The organism is Nocardiopsis aegyptia (assembly GCF_013410755.1).
Taxonomy (GTDB): Bacteria; Actinomycetota; Actinomycetes; order Streptosporangiales; family Streptosporangiaceae; genus Nocardiopsis; species Nocardiopsis aegyptia.
In genome coordinates, this window is sequence record NZ_JACCFS010000001.1 from 6,118,323 (window position 1) to 6,139,555 (window position 21,233).

Genomic DNA, 21,233 nt, shown 5'->3' on the forward strand with positions numbered 1-21,233 from the left:
CCGCCCGGGCGGGTCCGACCTCACACGCGGCGGGTGGTCCGGCCGGTGCGGTGCGAGACCCTGCGCAGGAGCAGCAGGGCGCGGTCGATCACCCGGACGGGGCCCGAGGCGGGCACCGACGGGCGCCCGCCCACGTCCGGTTCGGCCGTGTCCAGGACGGTTTCCCACGCCATCCCGTACTCCTTGCCGGGCAGGGTGAAGTCCACCGCCTGCGCGCCGCTGTTGAGCAGCAGCAGGAAGGAACCGTCGCGGATTCCCCGTCCGCGCGGGTCCGGTTCGGTGATGGCGTCCCCGTTGAGGAACACCCCCAGCGCCCGTCCGGCCGCGTTCCAGTCGGCCCCGGACATCGGTTCGCCGTCCGGGCGCAGCCACGCGATGTCCGGCAGGCCGTCGCGGCCCGACCGCGAGCCCTCCACCGGGCTTCCGTGGAAGAACCGCCTGCGCCGGAAGACCGGGTGCTCCCGGCGCAGGCGCGCCAGCGTGCGCACGTAGTCCAACAGGTCGTTGTCGGGCTCCTCCCCGTCCAGCCCGGCGCCCTTCCAGTCGATCCAGGAGATCTCGTTGTCCTGGCAGTAGGCATTGTTGTTGCCGCCCTGGCTGCGGGCCACCTCGTCGCCGTGCGAGAGCATCACGACCCCCTGCGACAGGTACAGGGTGGTGAGGAAGTTGCGCATCTGCCGGCGTCTCAGGGTGATGATCTCCGGATCCTGGGTGGGCCCCTCCACCCCGTGGTTCCAGGACCGGTTGTCGTCGGTCCCGTCCCGGTTGTCCTCGCCGTTGGCCTCGTTGTGCTTGTGGTCGTAGGAGACCAGGTCGGCGAGCGTGAAGCCGTCGTGGCAGGTGATGAAGTTGATCGAGGCCACCGGGCGGCGGCCGTCGTTCTGGTACAGGTCGCTGGACCCGGCCAGGCGCGAGGCGAGTTCGCCCAGGACGGGCTCGCCCCGCCAGAAGTCCCGGACGGTGTCGCGGTACTTGCCGTTCCACTCCGTCCACAGCGGCGGGAAGTTGCCCACCTGGTAGCCGCCGGGCCCCACGTCCCAGGGTTCGGCGATCAGCTTGACCTGGGAGATCACCGGGTCCTGCTGGACGATGTCGAAGAACGTGCTCAGCCGGTCCACGTCGTGGAACTCCCGCGCCAGCGCCGAGGCCAGGTCGAAGCGGAACCCGTCCACGTGCATCTCCAGGACCCAGTAGCGCAGTGAGTCCATGATGAGCTGGAGTGAGTGCGGGTAGCGGACGTTGAGGCTGTTGCCACAGCCGGTGTAGTCGAGGTAGTAGCGCTGGTCCTCGTCGCTGACCCGGTAGTAGCCGATGTTGTCGATGCCCCGGAGCGAGAGCGTGGGCCCCATGTGGTCGCCCTCGGCGGTGTGGTTGTAGACCACGTCCAGGAGCACCTCGATGCCCGCCTCGTGCAGCGACTTCACCATCGCCTTGAACTCCTGGACCTGCTGGCCCCGCGAGCCCCGCGCCGCGTACCCGCTGTGCGGGGCGAGGAAGGCCAGGGTGTTGTAGCCCCAGTAGTTGGTGAGTCCGCGCGCCACCATGGCGTGCTCGGGCACGAAGTGGTGCACGGGCATGAGCTCGACCGCCGTCACCCCGAGCGAGGTGAGGTAGTCGATCATCACCGGGTGCGCGAGCCCGGAGTAGGTGCCCCGCTGGTGCTCGGGGATGCCCGGGTGGCGCATGGTCAGGCCGCGCAGGTGCGCCTCGTAGATCACCGTCTCGTGGTAGGGCGTGCGCGGGCGGGACTCGTTGCCCCAGTCGAAGAACGGGCTCACCACCACGCACTTGGGCACGTAGGGGGCGCTGTCGGCGGTGTTCTTGCGGTCGGGATCGGCGAAGTGGTAGCTGAACAGCGACTCGTGCCAGGTGAGGTTGCCGTTGAGGGCCTTGGCGTACGGGTCGGTGAGAAGTTTGTGCGGATTGCACCGCAGCCCCTGTTCCGGTGCGTAGGGGCCGTGGACTCTGTATCCGTACTGCTGTCCCGGGCCGACGCCCGGGAGGTATCCGTGCCAGACGAATCCGTCGTATTCGGTCAGCGGTATGCGGGTCTCCTCGCCGTCGTCGTCGAACAGGCACAGTTCGACCTGTTCGGCCGCTTCGGAGAAGAGGGAGAAATTGGTGCCGGACCCGTCGTAGGTCGCACCGAGCGGATAGGAACTACCTGGCCAGACTTCCACCATAGGCGTCGTCAGTCTCTTGGTATCGGGGCTCCCGGGGCCCGTGGCTCCGGTGCGCCCCGGGGTCCCGTTTCCGGGAGGCGCGCACCGGACCGCGGACCGTCCGAAAGCGGGCGGTTGCGTTGGTGACGACTACTTACTTCCGCTCCCGTCACCGAAGTATGCCGACCAGCGCCGATGATCATCGGAGGAGTGGCGAAACGGGTGGTATGTCCCAGGAATTATCTGGGTTTGTTGGGGTATTCGGGATTGGCGAAAACCACGAATTCTCTCTGGGCGGACACGTGCCGCTCACCGCCGGGGGCGGGCGCGGTCCAGGATGAGGGCGGTGTCGACGCCGCGCGGCAGGGTGCCGAACACCCGGCCCCACTCGCCGCCCAGCCGGGTGCGGGTGAAGGCCTCGGCCACCGGGGTCGGCGCGTGCCGCAGCAGCAGTGACGCCTGGAGGGTGAGGGCCATCAGTTCCACGACCGAGCGGGCGCGGTACTGGGCCTCGTCCAGGTCGCCCAGGGCCTGGTGCAGGCGCTTGAGGGCGGCGTCGAAGTGGTCGTCGACGCCCGAGGCGGCGCCGACCTCGCCGAGGAAGGCCTCCAGCGACTCCGGGCTGCGGGCCATCGCGCGGAGCACGTCCAGCGCGGCCACGTTGCCCGAGCCCTCCCAGATGGAGTTCAGCGGGGAGTCGCGGAAGAGCCGCGGCATGCCGGACTCCTCGACGTAGCCGTTGCCGCCCAGGCACTCCAGCGCCTCCGCGGCGTGGGCGGGCTGGCGCTTGGTCACCCAGAACTTGCCGACCGCCACACCCAGGCGGCGGAACGCGGTCTCGGCCGCGTCACCGCGCACCGAGCGGTCCACGGCGCCGGCCAGGCGCGTCATGAGCGTGGTGGCGGCCTCCGACTCCAGGGCGAGGTCGGCCAGGACGTTGCGCATCAGGGGCTGGTCGACGAGCGTCCGCCCGAACGCGGCGCGGTGCTCGGCGTGGTGCAGCGCGTGCGTCAGGGCGGCCCGCATACCGGACGCGGAGCCGATGACGCAGTCCAGGCGGGTGCAGTTGACCATCTCGATGATGGTGGGGACGCCGCGGCCGGGCTCGCCGACCAGGTGGGCGACCGCGCCGTCGTACTCCAGCTCGGCCGAGGCGTTGGAGTGGTTGCCGAGCTTGTCCTTGAGCCGCTGGACGAGGAGGGCGTTGCGGGAGCCGTCGGGCAGGACCCGGGGGACCAGGAAGCAGCTCAGCCCCTCGGGCGCCTGGGCCAGGGTGAGGAAGAAGTCGCTCATCGGGGCGGAGGTGAACCACTTGTGCCCGGTGAGGAGGTAGTGGCCCTCGGCCGTGGGGACCGCCCGGGTGGTGTTGGCGCGCACGTCCGAGCCGCCCTGCTTCTCGGTCATCGACATGCCCGCGATCAGGCCGCGCTTGCCCAGGGGCGCGCGCAGCCCGAAGTCGTAGGAGCGGGAGGTCAGCAGCGGTTCGTACCGCTCGGCGAGCGCCGGCGCGTGGCGCAGCGCCGGCACGACGGCGTAGGTCATCGAGAGCGGGCACCCGTGGCCGCTCTCCGCCTGTGACCAGAGGAAGAACTTGGCGGCGCGGGCCACGTGCGCGCCGGGGCGCTCGTCGGCCCACGGAGCGGCGTGCAGGCCGTGCTCCACGGCCTGGTCCATGAGGACGTGGTAGGCGGGCTGGTAGTCGATCTCGTCGATCCGGTGCCCGTAGCGGTCGTGGGTGCGCAGCACCGGGGGATAGGCGTTGGCGGACTCGCCCCAGGCGCGCACGCGCTCGGACCCGGCGGCGTCGCCGACCTCGCGGACCTCCGGCTCCGCCCACTCCGCACCCTCGCGCCGCAGGCCCTCCAGCAGCGCGGGATCGTCCGCGGCGGCGTAGTCGCCGAGGGGAGTGGCCTGGTTGAACACCTCGTGCGTCGGGGGCATCGTCGCCTACCGTCCTTCGGCTTCCGGGATGGAGAGTGACCGCATCGTACCCGGGTCCGACCCGCTGAACCGAACCGGGTTCGGTTCAGCGGGGCGCTCGGGCCGGGGTCAGGGCCACAGGAGGGCGCGGTGCCAGGCGGCGCCCGGCTCGACGCGCTCGTAGGCCAGGCGGGTGTGCCGGCGGTCCGGGTCGCCCTGCCAGAACTCGACCTCGACCGGGGTCACCAGGTACAGGCCCCAGTCGTCGGGGACGAGGTCCGGGTGCTCCACCAGGCGTTCCCGGCTCCGGTCGGCGGTGCGGTCGATCTCGGCGAGGTCGGCCAGCGGCTCGCTCTGGTGCCCGTGCAGTCCCGCGACCCTGGACTCCAGGGGGCGGGCGAGGAAGTCGGCGGCGCACTCCTGCGCGCTCGCCAGTTCGGCGGTTCCGCGCACGCGGACCTGGCGTCCCTGCGGGCCCCAGTAGAAGGTGAGGGCCACGGCCGGGTTCGCGGCCAGGTCGCGGCCCTTGCGCGAGGTCGTCGTGGTGGCGAACCACCAGCCCTCGGGCGTGAAGTCCTTCATGATCACCACCCGCGAGGACGGTGCTCCCAGGTCGTCGACCGTGGACACCGTCATCGCGTGCGGTTCGGCCACCCCCGCCTCGACCGCCTCGTCGAACCACGCGACGAACAGCTCGGCGGGGTCGGACGGCGCCTTCGCGGGATCGAACGAGGCCAGCGGACCGGCGAACACCGGCAGTCCCCGCAGCCGATCCCTGATCCCGTCTCGTGCGTCCGTCAACGGTGCCTCCCCTGGAACGTCGTGTGCCCCGCTATTGTCCGGGCGCGCGGCCGGTGGGGGCAAGCGCGCGGGCCACCGCGGCGTCGTAGCGCTCCAGCACGACGCGGGCCAGCTCCGGGACGTCGCCCAGGGCCTCGGAGACGGTCCGGGCCCCGGCCGCGGCCGACTGCTCGCGCACCCGGTCGGCGAAGAAGCCCGGGGCCAGCAGGTAGGTGGCCACGGCCACCCGCTCGGCTCCGCGGCCGAGCAGGTCGGCGACGGCCTCCCCGGGGGTCGGCGCGGCCGCGGACGCGAAGGCGGCGACCACCTCGCGCCAGGGGCCGCGCTCGGCGAGACGCTCCGCCATCGCCCGGACGGTGGCGTTGGCCTCGGGGTCGCTGGAACCGGCGGAGGCCAGGACCAGGGCGGTCCCCGGGTCCGCGGCGGCCCCCGCCTGGGCCAGCCGCCGTTCCACGGCCTCCAGCAGCAGCGGGTGCGGGCCCAGGGTGTCGGCGTAGCGCACACGCAGCCAGGGGCTCCGCTCGCGGACCCCGGCCAGGACGCCGGGCAGGTCCACCTTGCTGTGGAAGGCCGCGGTGAGCAGCGTCGGCAGGACGACGACCTCACCCGCGCCGGACGCCGCGAGTTCGGCGAGCGCCTCCTCGGCGCTGGGGGCGGTGTGGTCGAGGTAGCACACACGCGCGTCCAGGCCCGGGCGCAGGGATCGCACGCGCTCGAACAGCGCGGACACCGCCGCCGCCGAACGCGGGTCGGCACTGCCGTGTGCCACGGCCAGCAGGGTCGTACTCATCGTCTCCGTCGCAGCGTCGGGGGGCGGGGGCCGTGTCCGGCCCCCGCCCGCGGTTCAGACGTGGATGCCGCACTCGGTCTTGCCGGTGCCCGCCCAGCGGCCGCTGCGCGGGTCCTCGCCCGGCGCCACGCGCCGGGTGCACGGCTCGCAGCCGATCGAGGGGAAGCCGTCGTACTGGAGCGGGTTCACCATGACCCCGTTCTCGGCCATGTAGGTGTCGACCTGCTCCTGGGTCCACCGCGCGATCGGGTTGACCTTGGTCATCCGTCGGCGCCGGTCCCACTGCACGACCGGGGTGTCGCGGCGGGTCACCGAGTCCTCGCGGCGCAGGCCCGTCAGCCACGCGCTGTAGGGCTCCAGCGCCCTCTGGAGGGGCTCCACCTTGCGCAGGTGGCAGCAGATCGCCGGGTCGCGCCCGTGCAGGCGCGGGCCCAGGGCCAGGTCCTGCTCGGCCACGGTCCGGACCGGCTCGACGTTGATGAGGTTGATGTCGTAGACCGAGGCCACGGCGTCGCGGGTGCCGATGGTCTCGGGGAAGTGGTAGCCGGTGTCCAGGAAGACCACGTCGATCCCGGGCACCGACTTCGACGCCAGGTCGACCATGAGGGCGTCGGCCATCGAGGAGGTCATGCACAGGCCGTCGCCAAAGGTCCGCGCGGCCCAGGAGATGATCTCCGCGGCGGAGGCCTCCTCCAGTTCGCGAGCGGCGCGCTCGGCGAGCTCGGGGCCGCCCACCGGGGTGATCGTGGCGTTCATGAATTCCCTTCCGTCGGTCTGGAGGGGGCGCTCAGCGACGCGGAGCGCAACCCGACGTACTTCACTCGGAACACGCGGGCACAGGACAGGCAGGCCCAGGGGTATCCCTCGCCCTGCACGGCGGCGCCCTCCTCGGGCACCAGGTCCTCGTCACCGCAGTAGGGGCAGTAGTAGGGCGCGGCCCTCTCGGACATGGCGCACCTCTTCCTTCGTCGGTGGGCGTGGCGGGCCCGCGGTCGGGCCCGCCACGGCTCAGGTCAGGTCGGCGTCGTCGGCTCGGCCGACCCAGGTCGCGAACGCCTCGCCGTCCTGCTTCTGCGCCTGGTAGCGGCGCAGGACGCGCTCGACGTAGTCCGGCAGGTCGTCCGCGGTGGTCTTCAGGCCGCGGATCTTCTTGCCGAAGGACGAGGTCAGACCCATGCCGCCGCCGAGGTGGATCTGGTAGCCCTCGACCTGCTCGCCGCGGTCGTTCATCATCAGCTGGCCCTTGAGGCCGATGTCGGCGACCTGGATGCGGGCGCAGGAGTTCGGGCAGCCGTTGACGTTGATGGTCAGCGGCTCGTCGAAGTCGGGGAGCCGCTTCTCCAGCTCGTCGATGAGCGTGGCGGCGCGGCCCTTGGTCTCCACGATCGCCAGCTTGCAGAACTCGATCCCGGTGCACGCCATGGTCTGGCGCCGGAACGTGCTGGGGTTGACCTGCAGGTCCTCCGACTCCAGCGCCGCCGTGATGGAGTCGACCCGGTCCTCGTCGATGTCGAGGATCACGAGCTTCTGGTCGGCGGTGGTGCGGATCCGGTCCGACCCGTGCTCCTCGGCGATCTCGGCGATGCGCAACAGCGCGGTGCCCGAGACCCGCCCGACCTTGGGCGTGAAGCCGACGTAGAACTTCCCGTCGCGCTGGCGGTGCACGCCCACGTGGTCGCGCTCCAGGCCCGGGTCCAGCTCCGGCGCGGGGCCGTCCGGCAGCTCGTAGCCCAGGTACTCGTCCTGGAGCACCCGGCGGAACTGCTCCGCGCCCCACTCCTTGATGAGGAACTTGATCCGCGCGCGGGTGCGCAGCCGGCGGTAGCCGTAGTCGCGAAAGACCGAGCAGACCCCCGCCCAGACCTCGCTCACCTGGTCCGGGCGCACGAACGTGCCCAGACGCTGGGCGAACATCGGGTTGGTGGACAGGCCGCCGCCGACGAACAGGTCGTAGCCGGCCTCGCCCGCCTCGTTGCGCACACCGACGAACGCCACGTCGTTGATCTCGTGGTTGGTGCAGTACGACGAGCAGCCCGAGATCGACGTCTTGAACTTGCGCGGCAGGTTCGAGAACAGCGGGCTGCCGATGTGGTCCTCGTTGACCTGGAAGATCTCCGGGCTGGCGTCCAGGACCTCGTCCTCGGCGACACCGGCCAGCGGACAGCCCAGGATCACGCGCGGGGTGTCGCCGCAGGCCTCCATGGTGGACAGCCCGACCGACTCCAGCTTGTCCCAGATCGCGGGCACGTCCTCGACGCGGATCCAGTGGTACTGCACGTTCTGGCGGTCGGTGATGTCGGCGGTGTCGCGCCCGTAGTCGCGGGAGATCTCCGCGACCGCGCGCAGCTGCGCCGCCGACAGCTGCCCGCCGTCGATGCGCACGCGCAGCATGAAGTAGCGGTCGTCGAGCTCCTCGGGCTCCAGAACGGCCGTCTTGCCGCCGTCGATGCCCGGGGCGCGCTGGGTGTAGAGGCCGAACCAGCGGAAGCGCCCACGAAGGTCGGCGGGGTCGATGGAGTCGAAACCCGCCTTGGAGTAGATGTTGACGATCCGGTCGCGGACGTTGAGCCCGTCGTCGTTCTTCTTGTTCTCCTCGTTCTTGTTCAGCGGCTCACGGTAGCCGAGGGCCCACTGGCCCTCGCCACGGCGGCGCCGAGGCTTGGCTGCCGTCGCGGACTTGCCGGGCTGCGCGGAAGAGGGAGGCATCGCGGGTGTCTCCGATGGGGTCGCGGGGTGCACACGGTCCCGGCGCCCGCACCACTGGCTCCAGCGCCGCACGTCGTCGTGCCAGGCGAACAGGAGTGAGTCCACGTGTGTGGGAATCGAAGAAGGGGAGAGCGCCGGGGCCGCGCGCACACCTGAATCACGGGTGCGTCAAAAAGGCGGCGAGATTAACCGACGCTGCAACAGATGGCACTACGGACCCGAAGGAAGTCCACGTGGCGGCGCACGCAGAGCATGGGGTCCAGAGCAGCGATCATGCATTGAGAATGTCACGGGGGTCCGCGCTTTGTCCAGACGGGAGCGCGCGGGGTGAGTCAGGTCACTCCACGGGGCGGCGGCGCGCGTGGCCGGGGCGCGGGGCCGATAACGTTCTCCCGTGGTGGGTTTCTGGGAAGGGCTGTGGAGGGCCGTCGGCGCGTGGCTGCGACGTCACCCCCGTACGCACAACGCCCTCCTGCTGGTCGTGCGCACCATCCGCGCCTTCGCCAGGGACCGCGTCGTCGGACTGGCCGCCGAGTCCGCCTTCTTCTCCCTGATCTCCCTGCCGGCGCTGCTGCTGTGCCTGGTCGGTGCGCTGGGTCCGCTCGCCGCGGTCCTCGGTGAGGACCTCGTCGAGGAGATCCGGCTGTGGATCCTGGACCTGGCGGCCCGGGTCCTGACGCCGGCGACGGTCGGCAGTGTCGTGGAACCCCTCGTGGACGAGTTCCTGGGCGGGGTGAAGGGCGGTCTGCTGTCGGTGACCTTCCTGGTCTCCCTGTGGTCGGGCTCGCGGGCCATGAACGTGTTCATCCGCTCCATCACCATCTCCTACGGGCTCGACGAGCTCCGCGGATGGCTGCGCCAGCGCGTCCTGGCCTTCGTCGGCTACCTGGGGGCGCTGCTCTTCGCGCTGCTCGTGCTGCCGATCCTGGTGGCCGGCCCCGACCTCGTCCACCACCTGCTGCCCATCACCGTGGGGCGGCTCAACGTCCTCTACTGGCCGATCGTGGTGGTCCTGGCCGTCGCCGCCGTCACCTTCCTCTACGCGCTCAGCGTGCCGGTGCGCACCCCGCTGTGGCGGCACCTGCCGGGTGCCCTGCTGGCCACCCTCGTGCTCATCGCCGGGTCGGCCGGACTGCGCGCCTACCTGGACGCCTCGTTCGGCCAGGTGAGCATCTACGGGTCGCTGGCCGCGCCCATCGCCATCCTGGCGTGGCTGTACGTCATGGCGATCGCCGTGCTGGCGGGCTCCAGCCTGAACTCGGAGATCGACGCCATGTGGCCGACCGCGCGCACGGCCGCGGCCCGGGCGGAGATCGCCACCCGCGGCTTCGAGCGGGCCAACCGCCTCGTCGAGCGCCGCGAACAGGCGGTCATCGACACGATCGACGAGTACCACGCGCGCTGACGGCGCCGCGCTCGCCGGTGCCCTGGCCGGATCCGGCCATTTTCGGCGTGAACCACGCGTGCTCGCCATGTGTCCACTTCAACGTCGGCCCGAAGCGGACGGCGCGACGACGAATCGAGGTGAAGGAGAACGTCCAGGTCAGAAGGGGAGAGGTCGCATCGCGGCCCCACGGCTCCCCGCGCATGGCCGCTGCTGCCGACCCTGGCCGGAATAGGCGACATGGGCGTCAGTCAGTATCATCTCGTGCAGTATTGACTACGCGTGTGCCAACGCCACCGCTCGGTAACCCCCAGGGCAGCGGTGACCCACCGTTGACCGAGGTCCCCCGTCACCACGTACACGAACAGGTCCACGTTCCCCATGCCTTCGGAGGCACCATGAGCCGGGCGTCCCGACCGGGGCAGTCCCGGCCCACAGCCGTCATCGTCATCGCTCCCGACGAGCACAGCGCGGAGATCGTCATCGAGGGGCAGCGCCGGCTCGTGACCGGCGCGGCTCCCAAGGAGACCCGCCGTGCCGCGCTGGACGTCGCCACCGGCTACGCCGCCAGGATCGGGCAGCCGGTGCTGGTCGACGCCCGCGACGCCAACGGCTACTGGCTGCTCCTGGCGACCCCAGACGGCGTGGTGCGGGCGGCGGACGAGGCGGCGCCCGCCGCCGCGCCGCCCCCGCCCCCCGTGCAGTCGCCGCCGGCGCGCAAGGGCGGCTCCTCCCGGGGGCGGGTCCTCGTCATCGTCGTGGCCGCGGTGCTGGCGCTGGTGCTGCTCGGGGGCGCCGGGGTCGTGGCGACGCGGTTCCTCTCCGGTCCCGCCACGGCGGACGGGACCGAGGGCGGGGACGGCGCCGCCGCCCTCGGGCACCCCGCGCCGCCCGGGTTCGACGACACCGTGGTCTTCGACGCGCCGCTGGCCCCGAACACCAGGCCGGGGGTCAGCCGTGATGGGGACCTCCTCGCCTACACCGACCCCGACGACCGGCTCAACCTGTTCGGCGCCGACGGTGAGCGCCGGTGGGCCGTCGACCTGCCCGCGGGTTCGGGGGAGTTCCTCGACGCGCCGCGCTTCGTGGAGTATGGGGACGGGACCGCGATCGTGCTGGAGACGGCCGACACCCTCTGGTTCTGGCCCACCGAGGGCGGCGACCCGACGAGCGTGGCGCTGCCGACGGACGCCACCGCGATGTACGTGGGCGACTCCGTACTCGTGCGTACGGCCGAGACCGCGTTCGTGCCCGTGGGCCGGGAGCTCGTCGAGGTCGAGCCCCCGGGCGAGTCCGCGCCCCTGGTGGCCGACGGTGAGCGCGTCCTCAACGCGGTCGTGAACGGCCCGTGGGAGTGGGTCGACACCGACGGCGGATCCGAGGAGGTCCACGCCCGGCGCCCGGCGGACGCGGGCGAGATGGACGGGATCGTCACCGCCCTGCGCGAGTACGTGATCGTGCGCTGGGAGCCCCTCCGAGGGGAGGGGATCCACCTGGCCTTCCACGACCGCGAGGACGGCGGCGCCGTCGGCGGCGCCGACATCGACCCCGCGGACCTGGAGGGCGTGCGCCACCGTTCCGGGCCGATCGGGACCCGCGTGGTCGCCTACGGTCCCGTCGTCATGGACCCGGAGTCCGGCGAGGCCGCGGTGGTCCCCGGCTTCGTGCCCGAGATCGCCGTCGGCGACCAGGTCTTCGGGCAGCTCGACGGCGCCCCGGTCGCCGTGAGCGCCTCGGGCATGCCCAGCGACGTCCCCGAGGGCGCCGCGCAGCCAGAAGGACTCCTGGGCGACAACGCCATCGTGGTCCACGGCGACCACCTCTATGCCATCCCCTCTCAGTAGAAATCCCCATGAAAGAAGAAAGGAGTGGGATGACCCCCAAGAAGCGAGTCCTCACCGTGACGGCGTCCGCGCTGTTCATGGCGGGATTCTCGGTCGGCCCGGTGTTCGCGGACACCGTGGACGCGACCACGGACGAGTCGGTCCCCGCTGCGGCTCCGGAAACACAGAGCCAGCCTCTGGTTCCGGTCGTCGACGGCGCACTCGACACCGTCATCGAGCCGCTCGACCTTCCCGGTGACCCGGGTGGCGACACCGGCGGTGACCCGGGTGGTGACCCGGGCGGTGACCCCGGTGGCGACACCGGCGGTGACCCGGGTGGTGACCCCGGTGGCGACACCGGCGGTGACCCGGGTGGTGACCCGGGTGGTGACCCGGGTGGTGACCCGGGTGGTGACCCGGGTGGTGACCCGGGTGGTGACCCCGGTGGCGACACCGGCGGTGACCCGGGTGGTGACCCGGGTGGTGACCCGGGTGGTGACCCGGGTGGTGACCCGGGTGGTGACCCGGGTGGAGACCCGGGCGGTGACCCCGGTGGAGACCCGGGTGGTGACCCGGGCGGTGACCCCGGTGGTGACCCGGGCGGTGACCCCGGTGGTGACCCGGGCGGTGACCCGGGCGGTGACCCCGGTGGTGACCCGGGCGGTGACCCGGGCGGTGACCCCGGTGGTGACCCGGGCGGCGACCCCGGTGGAGACCCCGGTGGCGACCCGGGCGGCGACCCGGGCGGTGACGGTGGCGACCCCGGTACCGGCGGTGACCCGGGTGACGAGAGCCAGGCTCCTGGCACCTCGGCACCCGGTACCTCGGCCCCGGGCACCGGCACCCCGGAGAGCTCGGCACCGAGCACCTCCGGCGCCGACACGGGATCGGTCACCACGTCCAGTGGTGACGACAACGGTCCCCTGCCCACGACCGGTGTCGACCTCGAGGGCTTCGTCCTCGGGGGCGCGGTCGTGACCGGGATCGGCGTGCTGGCCCTGTGGGCCGGCGCCCGCCGCGAGTCCCCGGTGGCGTAGTACCCGCGAGCACGGTCCTTCGGGGCCGTGCGTGCGTGAGGGCCCCGGCCGTTCCACGGCCGGGGCCCTCGTCGTGTCAGCGGTCCGGTGGGCCGCTCACTCCCTCGGACGCAGGGCGGAGGCCAGCAGGAAGGCCGCCACGCCGCCGGCCGAGACCACCCACAGCGCGGCGCCCAGGGAGAGGGTGTCGGCGACCATGCCCACCAGTGGCGGGAAGGCCAGGAACCCGGCGCGGCCGAGCCACCCCACGATGGTCACTCCGTCACCGGTGCGCACGCCCGGGACGTTGCCGGCCGCCGCCAGGGTGAGCGGGAACAGGGTGGACACGCCCAGGCCCATCACACCGAACCCGACCACGGTCGTCACCGGGTGCGGGAGCAGCAGAGCGAAGGCCATGCCGCCCGCCGCCAGCAGACCGCAGGCGCGCCCCACCGCGGCCGCGCCGAACCGGTCGGTCACGCGGTCGCCGAGCAGTCGTCCCACGGTCATCATCGCCTGGCAGGCCACGAACGGCATCGCGGCCAGGAACAGCGACGCGTCGAGCTCGGTGGTCATGTACACCGCGCCCCAGGAGGCGGCGGAGTCCTCGATCCCGCCCGCGAACATCAGCAGGACCGCGAGCATGAGCAGCAGGACCACCCCGCGCACCGGCATCCGCTGCCGCTGCCCGTCGTGCCCGTTGGTCCCGTCCCCGCGCTCGCTGTTCTCCGGGCCGGGCAGCAGCATGCGGCTCGCCGCCAGGTTGACGCCCACCAGCACCACGGCGACCCCGCCGAGGTGCCACAGGATCGGCACCCCGGCCCCGGCCATCGCCGCGCCGAGGAGGCCGCCGGCGACCGCGGCCAGGCTCCACACGGCGTGGAAGGTGTTGATGATCGTGCGCCCGTAGCGCCGCTGCACGCGCAGGCCGTGCGAGTTCTGCGCGGAGTCGGTCCAGGCGTCGGCGCTGCCGAGGACGAAGAGGGCGGCCGCCAGCATCCACCAGTTCTGTGCCAGGGCGATGAACGGAAGCGCTCCCAGGGACAGCAGGCTCGTCCCCACCGCCGTGCGGCCGCTGCCGAACCAGTGGATCAGCGGGCCCGCCAGCATCCCGGTCAGGATGGCCCCCGTGGGCATCGCCGCGATCGCCAGGCCCAGTTCCGTGTTCGACAGGCCCAGGGAGGACTTGATGACGGGGAGCCACGGGACGGCGTTGGTGTAGGTGAACCCGTTGACGAAGAAGAGGGTGGAGACGGCGACCCTGGCCCTGCGCGCCTCGGGGGGCGGCGTGGCGGTCATGTCGGTCGTACTGCTCAAGGCGGCTCCAGGGTCATCGTCGGTGCGCGCAGATGCTATCCATTCCGTTCGGAGGAGGACACCGGAATTCACCGCCGCGTGCGGTGGGGGTTGCCATCGGGTCCGCGGCCGATTTACATAGAGGGTCTGCCGCACACGCCCACCACCACCCGGACGCCGGCGAAGCCTCCCCCCGGCCCCCGACCGACCCGACCTGGTCCGCGCCCCGACGGTCCGCTCCCGCGCACGGCGCGCTCCGCCCCTGCCCGCCGACGCCCGACTCCGGGGGACGTGCCAGCCACGGCTCCCGGACGGAACCGGAAGATCACACATGATCAACATGAGCGCGCTGCGAGACACACCGACCCTCTCCGGGAGGAGCGTCCGCCTGGTGCCCCTGGCCGCGGAGCACACGGAGGCCTACTTCGCCGCCAGCCTGGACGAGGAGGTCCGCAGACTCACCGGCACCCACCGCCACCTCACCTACGCGCAGGCCAGGGAGTGGTGTGGGAGCAGGTCCGGGCGTACGGACCGGATGGACATGGCCATCACCTCGCCCGGCGACCACCGCTACCTCGGCGAGCTGTCGGTCTACTCGGTGTCGCCGGAGAACGAGAGCGCCGGGTACCGCATCGCCCTGTCGGCGATCGAGTTCGCCGGCCAGGGCCTGGGCAGGGAGGCCACCGAACTCGTGCTGGACTACGCCTTCGACAAGATCGGGCTGCACCGGGTCTGGCTGTACGTCTACGCCTTCAACATGCGCGCCATCGCCGTCTACCGCTCCTGCGGCTTCGCGGTCGAGGGCCGCATGCGCGACGCACTGCTCTGGGAGGGCCGCAGGCACGACGCGCTCCTCATGGCGGCCCTGAGGAACGGCGCTCGGACGACCTGAGCGCGCCGTTTTTGCCGACGGGCGGGGTTGGAACGGCCGCGACGCGGGGTATGCCGGTACCACTTTTCCAACGGCTCAACACGAGACGCCGAGAGGAGCGGCGCCAGGCTTTCCCAGGAGGTCCGGCGCCGGCGAGACTATGAATCCGGTACCCGTGTCGCTGCCCTTCACCGATCGCTCCGAGGCGGGCCGACGCCTGGCGGAGCGCGTGCGCGCCTACGCCGTCGAGGATCCCATCGTGCTGGCCCTGCCCCGCGGCGGCGTTCCGGTCGGTGCCGAACTCGCCCGCCGGCTGGACGCCGACTTCGACGTGCTCGTGGTCCGCAAGATCGGCCTGCCCGGCCGGCCCGAGACCGGGGTCGGCGCGATCTCCGAGGACGGGCACGTCCTCTTCGACGACCAGGCCCTGGCCAGGCTGCGCGTCCCGCGCCAGGCACTGCACGACACCGTCGAGGCCGAACGCGTCGAACTCGAACGCCGCCGCCGCGTGTACCGGGGAGAGCGGCCGGCACCGCGCATCGCCGGGCGCGACTGCGTGGTGGTGGACGACGGAGTCGCCACCGGCGGTACGGCGCGGGCCGCCCTGCGCATGGTGCGCCAGGCCGGCCCGTCCCAGGTGGTCCTGGCCGTCCCGGTGGCGTCCCCGGAGGCGGTGGAGATGCTGCGCGAGGAGGCCGACGCCCTGGTCGTGCTCAGCGTGCCCGACAACTTCCACGCGGTGGGGGAGTGGTACCGCGACTTCGGCCAGCTCACCGACGGCCACGTCACCGCGATCCTCGCCGAGCGCGGCCGTGTGCGGCCGGAGGAGAACACGGCCCGCGCGGTCCGGATCAGGGCCGGTCAGGTCTATCTCGACGGCGACCTGACCATGCCGAGCGCACTGCGCGGCGCGATCGTGATGGCCTTCGGGCAGGGGCGCGCCGATCCGCGCTGGCGCGCGGCCGCCTCGGTCTTCCAGCGCGCCGGCTACGCGACGCTGCTGCTGGACCTGTGGACGGACGCCTCGGCCGGGGGCGACGGCGAGGACGCCCGGACGATGGGCGAGCGGTTGAACGCGGCGGTCACCTGGCTGCGCCGGGCCACCGACGCGGCCACCGAGCCCCTGGGCGTGTTCGGCGCCGGCGCGGCCGCGCCCGCGGCCCTGGTGACCGCCGCCGAGCGGCCGCAGGACCTGGGCGCGGTGGTGGTCTACGGCGGTCGGATCGACCTCGCCGAACCGAGCCTGCCGCACGTGCGCGCGCCGTCCCTGATCCTGTTGGAGAGCCGCGACTCCTTCGTGCGCGAGCTCAACGAGTGGGCGCGCGGCCGGATGAGCGCGCCGACCGACCTGCGGGTGGTCTCCGGGGCCGAGCAGCTCCTGCAGGGCGCACAGGAGTGGCGGCACATGGCGGTGGAGGCACTCGACTGGTTCGACCAGCACCTGGCGCCCCGCACCGACTGAGGAAGGCATGAGAAAACCCGCGGCGCCCTCGACGTGGAAACGTCGGGGCGCCGCGGGTCATGACGGGGGCCGGGGCCACCGGGGGAGATCAGTGCCGGACTCGGGAGCCTCGCTCGGTCAGGCGGCGTTGGCGCGGCGCATACGGCGACGGCGCTCCGAAGCGCGCTCGTCCTCGTTCAGGCCACCCCACGTGCCGTACTTCTCCGGACGCGAGATCGCGTAGTCCAGGCAGTCGGTGCGGACCGGGCAGGCAGCACAGATCTCCTTGGCCTTGCGCTCACGGATCTCCCGCTCCGGCTGGCGTTCGCCGTCCGGGCCGAAGAAGAGCACAAGGTCCTCGCCCCGGCACGCGGCGGCATCCTGCCACCCCCAGCTCGGGCGGGGGCGCAGCGCGGCCTGCCGACGTACCTGAGACATGCTTGAACCACCTCTACTGAAATCACTAGTAAGCTGTCGGAAAAAGCTTCAGTCACCAAAAGTTGGTCATGCGGCGTGAGTCACTCCGCACGACGCAAACGCCGCGCGGTGGTGGCGATGTTCCCCGGTGTGGCTGAGACCACGAGAAGCACGAGACCCCGCGGCGGCGCTGACCGCTTGTATCGGAGTGCTCTCACACGAACGGCGGCGGAGGCGGTGACGGCCTCCGTTCGAGCCGGTACGTAATCATGCCATCCCTACTCCCGATCATGCACGGGGGGTAGGGAAATTACTCGCCCAACCGTTACCGAAACCTGATGTCCGTTGACTGGTCTTCGGTCGTTTGCCCGAGTTTGTCGCAAATCGCAAGATCTGGTGCCTTGTGAAGGACACAGCACATCGTATGGTGCGAAGACCCTCCTGCCTAGGGGGTTCTCCTGATGTCCGGGTCACATTGCGGTCTACGCAGGGTTCCGAGATTCGGCGTGACCGTAAGCCCTCACCCTGTGCAGTGGCCGCCCGGCGTGACGCCCCCGTCCCCCCGCCGCCCGCCGACCCCGCGACGGCGCCCCTCCGCCTCCGTCCGACACGCCCCGCGGCCGGGCGCCGCCCCCGTGTCCGTACGGGTACCGATCCGCGCGTGCGCAGGCACGATGACGCCCCCTAGGGGAACGACCAGGGTCGCCGGGCGCAACAGGTCGTGGTGCGGGTGCGTCACAGACGGTAGAACACGAGTGCGGCCCGTGAGCGGCCGCACCCCCGCACCGGAACAAGGAGTCGGATCACCGTGGCCCTCCTGCGGCTCATCCTCAACGTCATCTGGCTGTTCGTGGCCGGATTCTGGCTGGCCGTCGGCTATGTCATCGCCGGAATCATCTGCTGCATCCTCATCGTCACCATTCCTTTCGGAGTCGCCTCCTTCCGGATGGCGAGCTACGCGCTCTGGCCCTTCGGCCGCGACATGGTCCGCAAGCCGGGCGCGGGCGGCGGCAGCACGGTCCTCAACGTCATCTGGCTGATCGTCGCCGGCTGGTGGCTCACGCTCGGCCACATCGCCACCGCCATCGGCCTGGCGGTCACGATCATCGGCATCCCCATGGCCTGGGCGTCGCTGAAGATGATCCCCGTCGCCCTGGCGCCCTTCGGCAACGAGATCGTGCACACCGGGCACACACGCGAGCCCTGGCAGTTCTGAGGTCGACCCCTCCTCCCAGGGGCGGCTCCGCCACGAGGAGCGGCGATCCCCCTGCCGCGAGCGGAGAACCAGGTGTAGCGTTCGGGGATCTCCCCGAACCGGTGGTCGCCACATCCGTCGCGACCCGACGGTCCCTCCCACCACCCCAGAGAATGGAGTCCATGTGCAAGCCCAGCGGCCGGGAGTTTGGGCGCTCCTGAACAAGTGGATCGCCGCCCGCAGAGCCCGGGCCGACCGCCTCGCGGCGCGCGCCGAGGAACTGGCGGAGGACTACGCCGGCCCCGAGGTGGAGTCCGCCCCGACGGATTCCACCGAGCGTGACGACGTGGGCGCCGGCGACCTCCTGCGCAGCATCAGCGACGTGGCCTGGCGGATGCTGATCATCGGTGTGGTCGCGGGCCTGCTGGTCTACGCGCTGACCTACCTCTCGGTGGTCACCCTGCCGGTGATCATCGCGGTCTTCCTCACCGCGCTGCTGATGCCGCTGGCCAACTGGCTGCGCCGGCCCAACCCGATCACCCGGCGCGGATTCGGCCGGGGACCGTCGACGGCGATCACCGTCCTCGTCGGCCTGCTGGTCTTCAGCGGGGTCATCACGATGATCGTGGGCCCGGCGGTCAGCGGTTTCGGACCCCTGGTCGACAGCGTCACGGACGCGGTCCTGGAACTGCAGAACCTGGACGTGCCCTTCGGGCTGGATCCCGCCCTCATCACCGACGCCATCAACAGCGCGTGGGCCCAGGCGCAGAGCCTCATCACGGAGAACACCGACCAGCTCCTCGGTGGCGCGTGGACGGCGACGACCGCGGTGTTCCGCGTCCTGCTCGGCATCGTCCTCATCATCGCCCTCACCGTGTACTTCGTGCACTCGGGCGACAAGCTCATGGACTGGATCGCCACGCTGCTGCCGCCCCGGTCCCGCCCCGGGCTGCTGCACGCCGGACACGTCTCCTACGGGGTGATGGGCCGCTACGTGCGCGGCGTGGCCATGGTGGGCCTCTTCGACGCCGTGGGCATCGGCATCGCCCTGGTGATCCTCATCGACACCAACCTGGCGATCCCGCTGATCGTGCTCACCTTCGTCGGCGCCTTCCTGCCGATCATCGGCGCGTTCCTCACCGGACTGCTCGCCGCCCTGGTCGCGTTCGTGACCGAGGGCTGGGTCGTGGCCGTGATCGTGGTGGCCGTCGTCGTGGTCGTCCAGCAGCTGGAGAGCAACGTCTTCGCGCCGCGCATCTACGGCCAGGCGCTCGAACTGCCCTCCGCGGTGGTCCTGATCGCCCTGACCGTCGGCGGCATCGTCGGCAACATCCCCGGCCTGTTCCTGGCCACCCCCATCGCGGCGGTGCTGGCCGCACTGCTGCGCAACCGCCCGCCCGCGCACCCCGAGGAGCACGCCCCGGGTCCCGAGGAGGCGGAGGAGGCGGACCCGCCGCCACCGGCCGCGCGCCGTGCCGACAAGGAGAACGCCGCCGACGAGGACTGAGGTCCCGCGGTCGGCCGGGAATGACCGGCGCCCGCCTTCCGTTGGGCCGGGAGGCGGGCGCCGCGTTCTCCGGCGCCCCTACGCTTGGGCGGACCGCGCCCCGTGCCGTTAGGCTGGGTCGGTCGGCCGCCCGACACCCCTCCCGCTCCCACCGGACCACTGTCGTCCGCGTCCGGGCGCCGTCGCCGCGACCACACCCGCACTCCACCTCTAGGAAGCCCCTGTCATGCTGATCGCCACCGACCTCGAACTGCGCGTGGGACCTCGGCTCCTGCTGGAGCCGACCTCCTTCCGGGTCGCCGCCGGTGACCGGATCGGCCTGGTCGGCCGCAACGGAGCGGGCAAGACCACGATGACCAAGGTGCTCGCCGGCGAGGGCGTGCCCACGGACGGCACCGTCACCTCCTCCGGGACCATCGGCTACCTGCCCCAGGACCCGCGGACCGGCGACCTCGACGTCATCGCCAAGGACCGGGTGCTCTCGGCGCGCGGCATCGACGAGGCCCTGAACGGGCTGCGCGAGGCCGAGAAGAAGATGGCCAGCGACCACGAGAAGACCCGCAACAAGGGCGTGCGCGCCTACGCGCGCTGGGAGGAGCGGCTGCACGTGCTGGGCGGATACGCCGCCGAGTCCGAGGCCGCGGCCATCGCCTCCAGCCTGGGGTTGCCGGACAACGTGCTCTCCCAGCCGCTGAGCACCCTCTCCGGCGGCCAGCGCCGCCGGATCGAGCTGGCGCGGATCCTGTTCAGCGGTGCCGACACGCTCCTGCTGGACGAGCCGACCAACCACCTGGACGCCGACTCCATCGTCTGGCTGCGCGACTTCCTCAAGTCGCACCAGGGCGGGCTCATCGTGATCAGCCACGACGTGGAACTGGTCGAGCACGTGGTCAACAAGGTGTTCTACCTCGACGCCAACCGCAGCGCCATCGACATCTACAACATGGGCTGGAAGCAGTACCTGACCCAGCGCGAGGCCGACGAGCGGCGCCGCCGCCGCGAACTGGCCAACGCGGAGAAGCAGGCCGACACCCTGCGCAAGCAGGCGGACCGCTTCCGGGCCAAGGCCTCCAAGGCGCGGGCCGCCCAGCAGATGCTCAACCGCGCCGACAAGCTGCTGGACGGCGTGCAGGGCGTGCGCAAGTCCGACAAGGTGGCCAAGCTGCGCTTCCCCGACCCGGCGCCGAGCGGGCGCACCCCGCTGATGGCGGAGGGCCTGTCGAAGTCCTACGGCTCCCTGGAGATCTTCGCCGGGGTGGACCTGGCCATCGACCGGGGCAGCCGCGTGGTCATCCTCGGTCTCAACGGCGCGGGCAAGACCACGCTCCTGCGGCTGCTCGGCCAGGTGGAGAAGCCCGACACCGGCCGTGTCGTGCCCGGGCACGGGCTCAAACTCGGCTACTACGCCCAGGAGCACGAGACGCTGGACGTGTCCCGCTCGGTCCTGGAGAACATGATGAGCGCCGCGCCGGACCTGCCCGAGGTGGAGGCGCGCCGCACGCTCGGCTCGTTCCTGTTCACCGGCGACGACGTCGACAAGCCAGCCGGGGTGCTCTCCGGCGGGGAGAAGACCCGGCTGGCCCTGGCCACCCTGGTCGTCTCCAGCGCGAACGTGCTGCTCCTGGACGAGCCCACGAACAACCTGGACCCGGCCAGCCGCGAGGAGATCCTCGCGGCGCTGCGCAACTACAAGGGCGCGATCGTGCTGGTGACACACGACGAGGGCGCGGTCACCGCGCTCCAGCCCGAGCGGGTCATCATGCTCCCCGACGGTGTCGAGGACGTGTGGAACGCCGAGTTCGAGGACCTCATCGCGCTGGCCTGACCGACAACGCGTGCCGCGGGGGATGTGGCGGGCGGCGGGGTGGATGCCCGATCATGTGACTGTCCCGGACAGGTCGACC

Annotated in this window: 17 protein-coding genes; 8 read left to right on the forward strand and 9 right to left on the reverse strand. The window is 71.8% G+C overall.

Annotation, left to right across the window (positions count from 1 at the left end; genetic code table 11):
• Nucleotides 1-20: 20 nt before the first annotated feature.
• The 7 genes from glgX to HNR10_RS27345 all read right to left on the reverse strand — a co-directional run bounded on the left by glgX (nucleotide 21) and on the right by HNR10_RS27345 (nucleotide 8,379).
• Complete coding sequence (gene glgX, locus HNR10_RS27315; protein ID WP_179828448.1) at nucleotides 21-2,183, reverse strand: glycogen debranching protein GlgX; 2,163 nt, start codon at nucleotides 2,181-2,183, stop codon at nucleotides 21-23.
• A 288-nt stretch (nucleotides 2,184-2,471) separates the two neighbouring features.
• Nucleotides 2,472-4,103, reverse strand: coding sequence for an acyl-CoA dehydrogenase family protein (locus HNR10_RS27320; RefSeq protein ID WP_179828450.1), 1,632 nt, complete (start codon nucleotides 4,101-4,103; stop codon nucleotides 2,472-2,474).
• A 108-nt stretch (nucleotides 4,104-4,211) separates the two neighbouring features.
• Nucleotides 4,212-4,883: a pyridoxine/pyridoxamine 5'-phosphate oxidase gene (locus tag HNR10_RS27325; RefSeq protein ID WP_179828452.1), complete on the reverse strand. Its 672-nt coding sequence runs from the start codon at nucleotides 4,881-4,883 to the stop codon at nucleotides 4,212-4,214.
• A 31-nt stretch (nucleotides 4,884-4,914) separates the two neighbouring features.
• Entirely contained in the window at nucleotides 4,915-5,673 is a 759-nt protein-coding gene (locus HNR10_RS27330; RefSeq protein WP_179828454.1) for a sirohydrochlorin chelatase, read from the reverse strand.
• A 54-nt stretch (nucleotides 5,674-5,727) separates the two neighbouring features.
• Nucleotides 5,728-6,429 carry a phosphoadenylyl-sulfate reductase gene (locus tag HNR10_RS27335; RefSeq protein ID WP_179828455.1) on the reverse strand — a complete coding sequence of 234 codons (702 nt, stop codon included), beginning with the start codon at nucleotides 6,427-6,429 and terminating at the stop codon, nucleotides 5,728-5,730.
• Nucleotides 6,426-6,623, reverse strand: coding sequence for a hypothetical protein (locus HNR10_RS27340; protein ID WP_053619537.1), 198 nt, complete (start codon nucleotides 6,621-6,623; stop codon nucleotides 6,426-6,428). The genes HNR10_RS27335 and HNR10_RS27340 overlap by 4 nt, the downstream gene beginning before the upstream one ends.
• A gap of 58 nt (nucleotides 6,624-6,681) precedes the next feature.
• Nucleotides 6,682-8,379 carry a nitrite/sulfite reductase gene (locus HNR10_RS27345; RefSeq protein ID WP_179828457.1) on the reverse strand — a complete coding sequence of 566 codons (1,698 nt, stop codon included), beginning with the start codon at nucleotides 8,377-8,379 and terminating at the stop codon, nucleotides 6,682-6,684.
• 394 nt (nucleotides 8,380-8,773) lie between these two features.
• On the opposite strand from HNR10_RS27345, the gene HNR10_RS27350 reads away from it, so the two are divergent.
• From HNR10_RS27350 to HNR10_RS27360, 3 genes are all read left to right on the forward strand, one after another.
• Nucleotides 8,774-9,784, forward strand: coding sequence for a YihY/virulence factor BrkB family protein (locus HNR10_RS27350; RefSeq protein ID WP_179828459.1), 1,011 nt, complete (start codon nucleotides 8,774-8,776; stop codon nucleotides 9,782-9,784).
• A 377-nt stretch (nucleotides 9,785-10,161) separates the two neighbouring features.
• A complete protein-coding gene (locus HNR10_RS27355) occupies nucleotides 10,162-11,607 on the forward strand; it encodes a hypothetical protein (protein ID WP_179828461.1) in 1,446 nt (481 codons plus the stop codon).
• Between the two features lie 29 nt (nucleotides 11,608-11,636).
• Nucleotides 11,637-12,623: a hypothetical protein gene (locus HNR10_RS27360; protein ID WP_179828463.1), complete on the forward strand. Its 987-nt coding sequence runs from the start codon at nucleotides 11,637-11,639 to the stop codon at nucleotides 12,621-12,623.
• A 96-nt stretch (nucleotides 12,624-12,719) separates the two neighbouring features.
• On the opposite strand, the gene HNR10_RS27365 is transcribed toward HNR10_RS27360, so the two are convergent.
• Nucleotides 12,720-13,901 carry an MFS transporter gene (locus HNR10_RS27365; protein ID WP_376769807.1) on the reverse strand — a complete coding sequence of 394 codons (1,182 nt, stop codon included), beginning with the start codon at nucleotides 13,899-13,901 and terminating at the stop codon, nucleotides 12,720-12,722.
• Nucleotides 13,902-14,229: 328 nt separating this feature from the next.
• Here HNR10_RS27365 and HNR10_RS27370 point away from each other — a divergent pair, with 328 nt between their 5' ends.
• Nucleotides 14,230-14,790 (forward strand): GNAT family N-acetyltransferase, encoded by a 561-nt coding sequence (locus tag HNR10_RS27370; RefSeq protein ID WP_179828469.1) that lies wholly within the window; start codon nucleotides 14,230-14,232, stop codon nucleotides 14,788-14,790.
• Between the two features lie 139 nt (nucleotides 14,791-14,929).
• On the forward strand, nucleotides 14,930-16,231 hold the full coding sequence (locus tag HNR10_RS27375; RefSeq protein ID WP_179828471.1) for a phosphoribosyltransferase family protein: 1,302 nt from the start codon (nucleotides 14,930-14,932) through the stop codon (nucleotides 16,229-16,231).
• 117 nt (nucleotides 16,232-16,348) lie between these two features.
• On the opposite strand, the gene HNR10_RS27380 is transcribed toward HNR10_RS27375, so the two are convergent.
• Nucleotides 16,349-16,648 carry a WhiB family transcriptional regulator gene (locus HNR10_RS27380; RefSeq protein ID WP_017588640.1) on the reverse strand — a complete coding sequence of 100 codons (300 nt, stop codon included), beginning with the start codon at nucleotides 16,646-16,648 and terminating at the stop codon, nucleotides 16,349-16,351.
• A 787-nt stretch (nucleotides 16,649-17,435) separates the two neighbouring features.
• On the opposite strand from HNR10_RS27380, the gene HNR10_RS27385 reads away from it, so the two are divergent.
• The 3 genes from HNR10_RS27385 (at nucleotide 17,436) to HNR10_RS27395 (ending at nucleotide 21,154) form a co-directional block, all read left to right on the forward strand.
• Nucleotides 17,436-17,843, forward strand: a complete 408-nt coding sequence (locus HNR10_RS27385) for a YccF domain-containing protein (RefSeq protein WP_179828472.1) — start codon at nucleotides 17,436-17,438, stop codon at nucleotides 17,841-17,843.
• Between the two features lie 163 nt (nucleotides 17,844-18,006).
• Nucleotides 18,007-19,329: an AI-2E family transporter gene (locus tag HNR10_RS27390; protein WP_179828474.1), complete on the forward strand. Its 1,323-nt coding sequence runs from the start codon at nucleotides 18,007-18,009 to the stop codon at nucleotides 19,327-19,329.
• A 226-nt stretch (nucleotides 19,330-19,555) separates the two neighbouring features.
• The gene (locus HNR10_RS27395) at nucleotides 19,556-21,154 is read left to right on the forward strand and encodes an ABC-F family ATP-binding cassette domain-containing protein (RefSeq protein WP_179828476.1); all 1,599 of its coding nucleotides are present in this window, start codon (nucleotides 19,556-19,558) and stop codon (nucleotides 21,152-21,154) included.
• Nucleotides 21,155-21,233 lie beyond the last annotated feature (79 nt).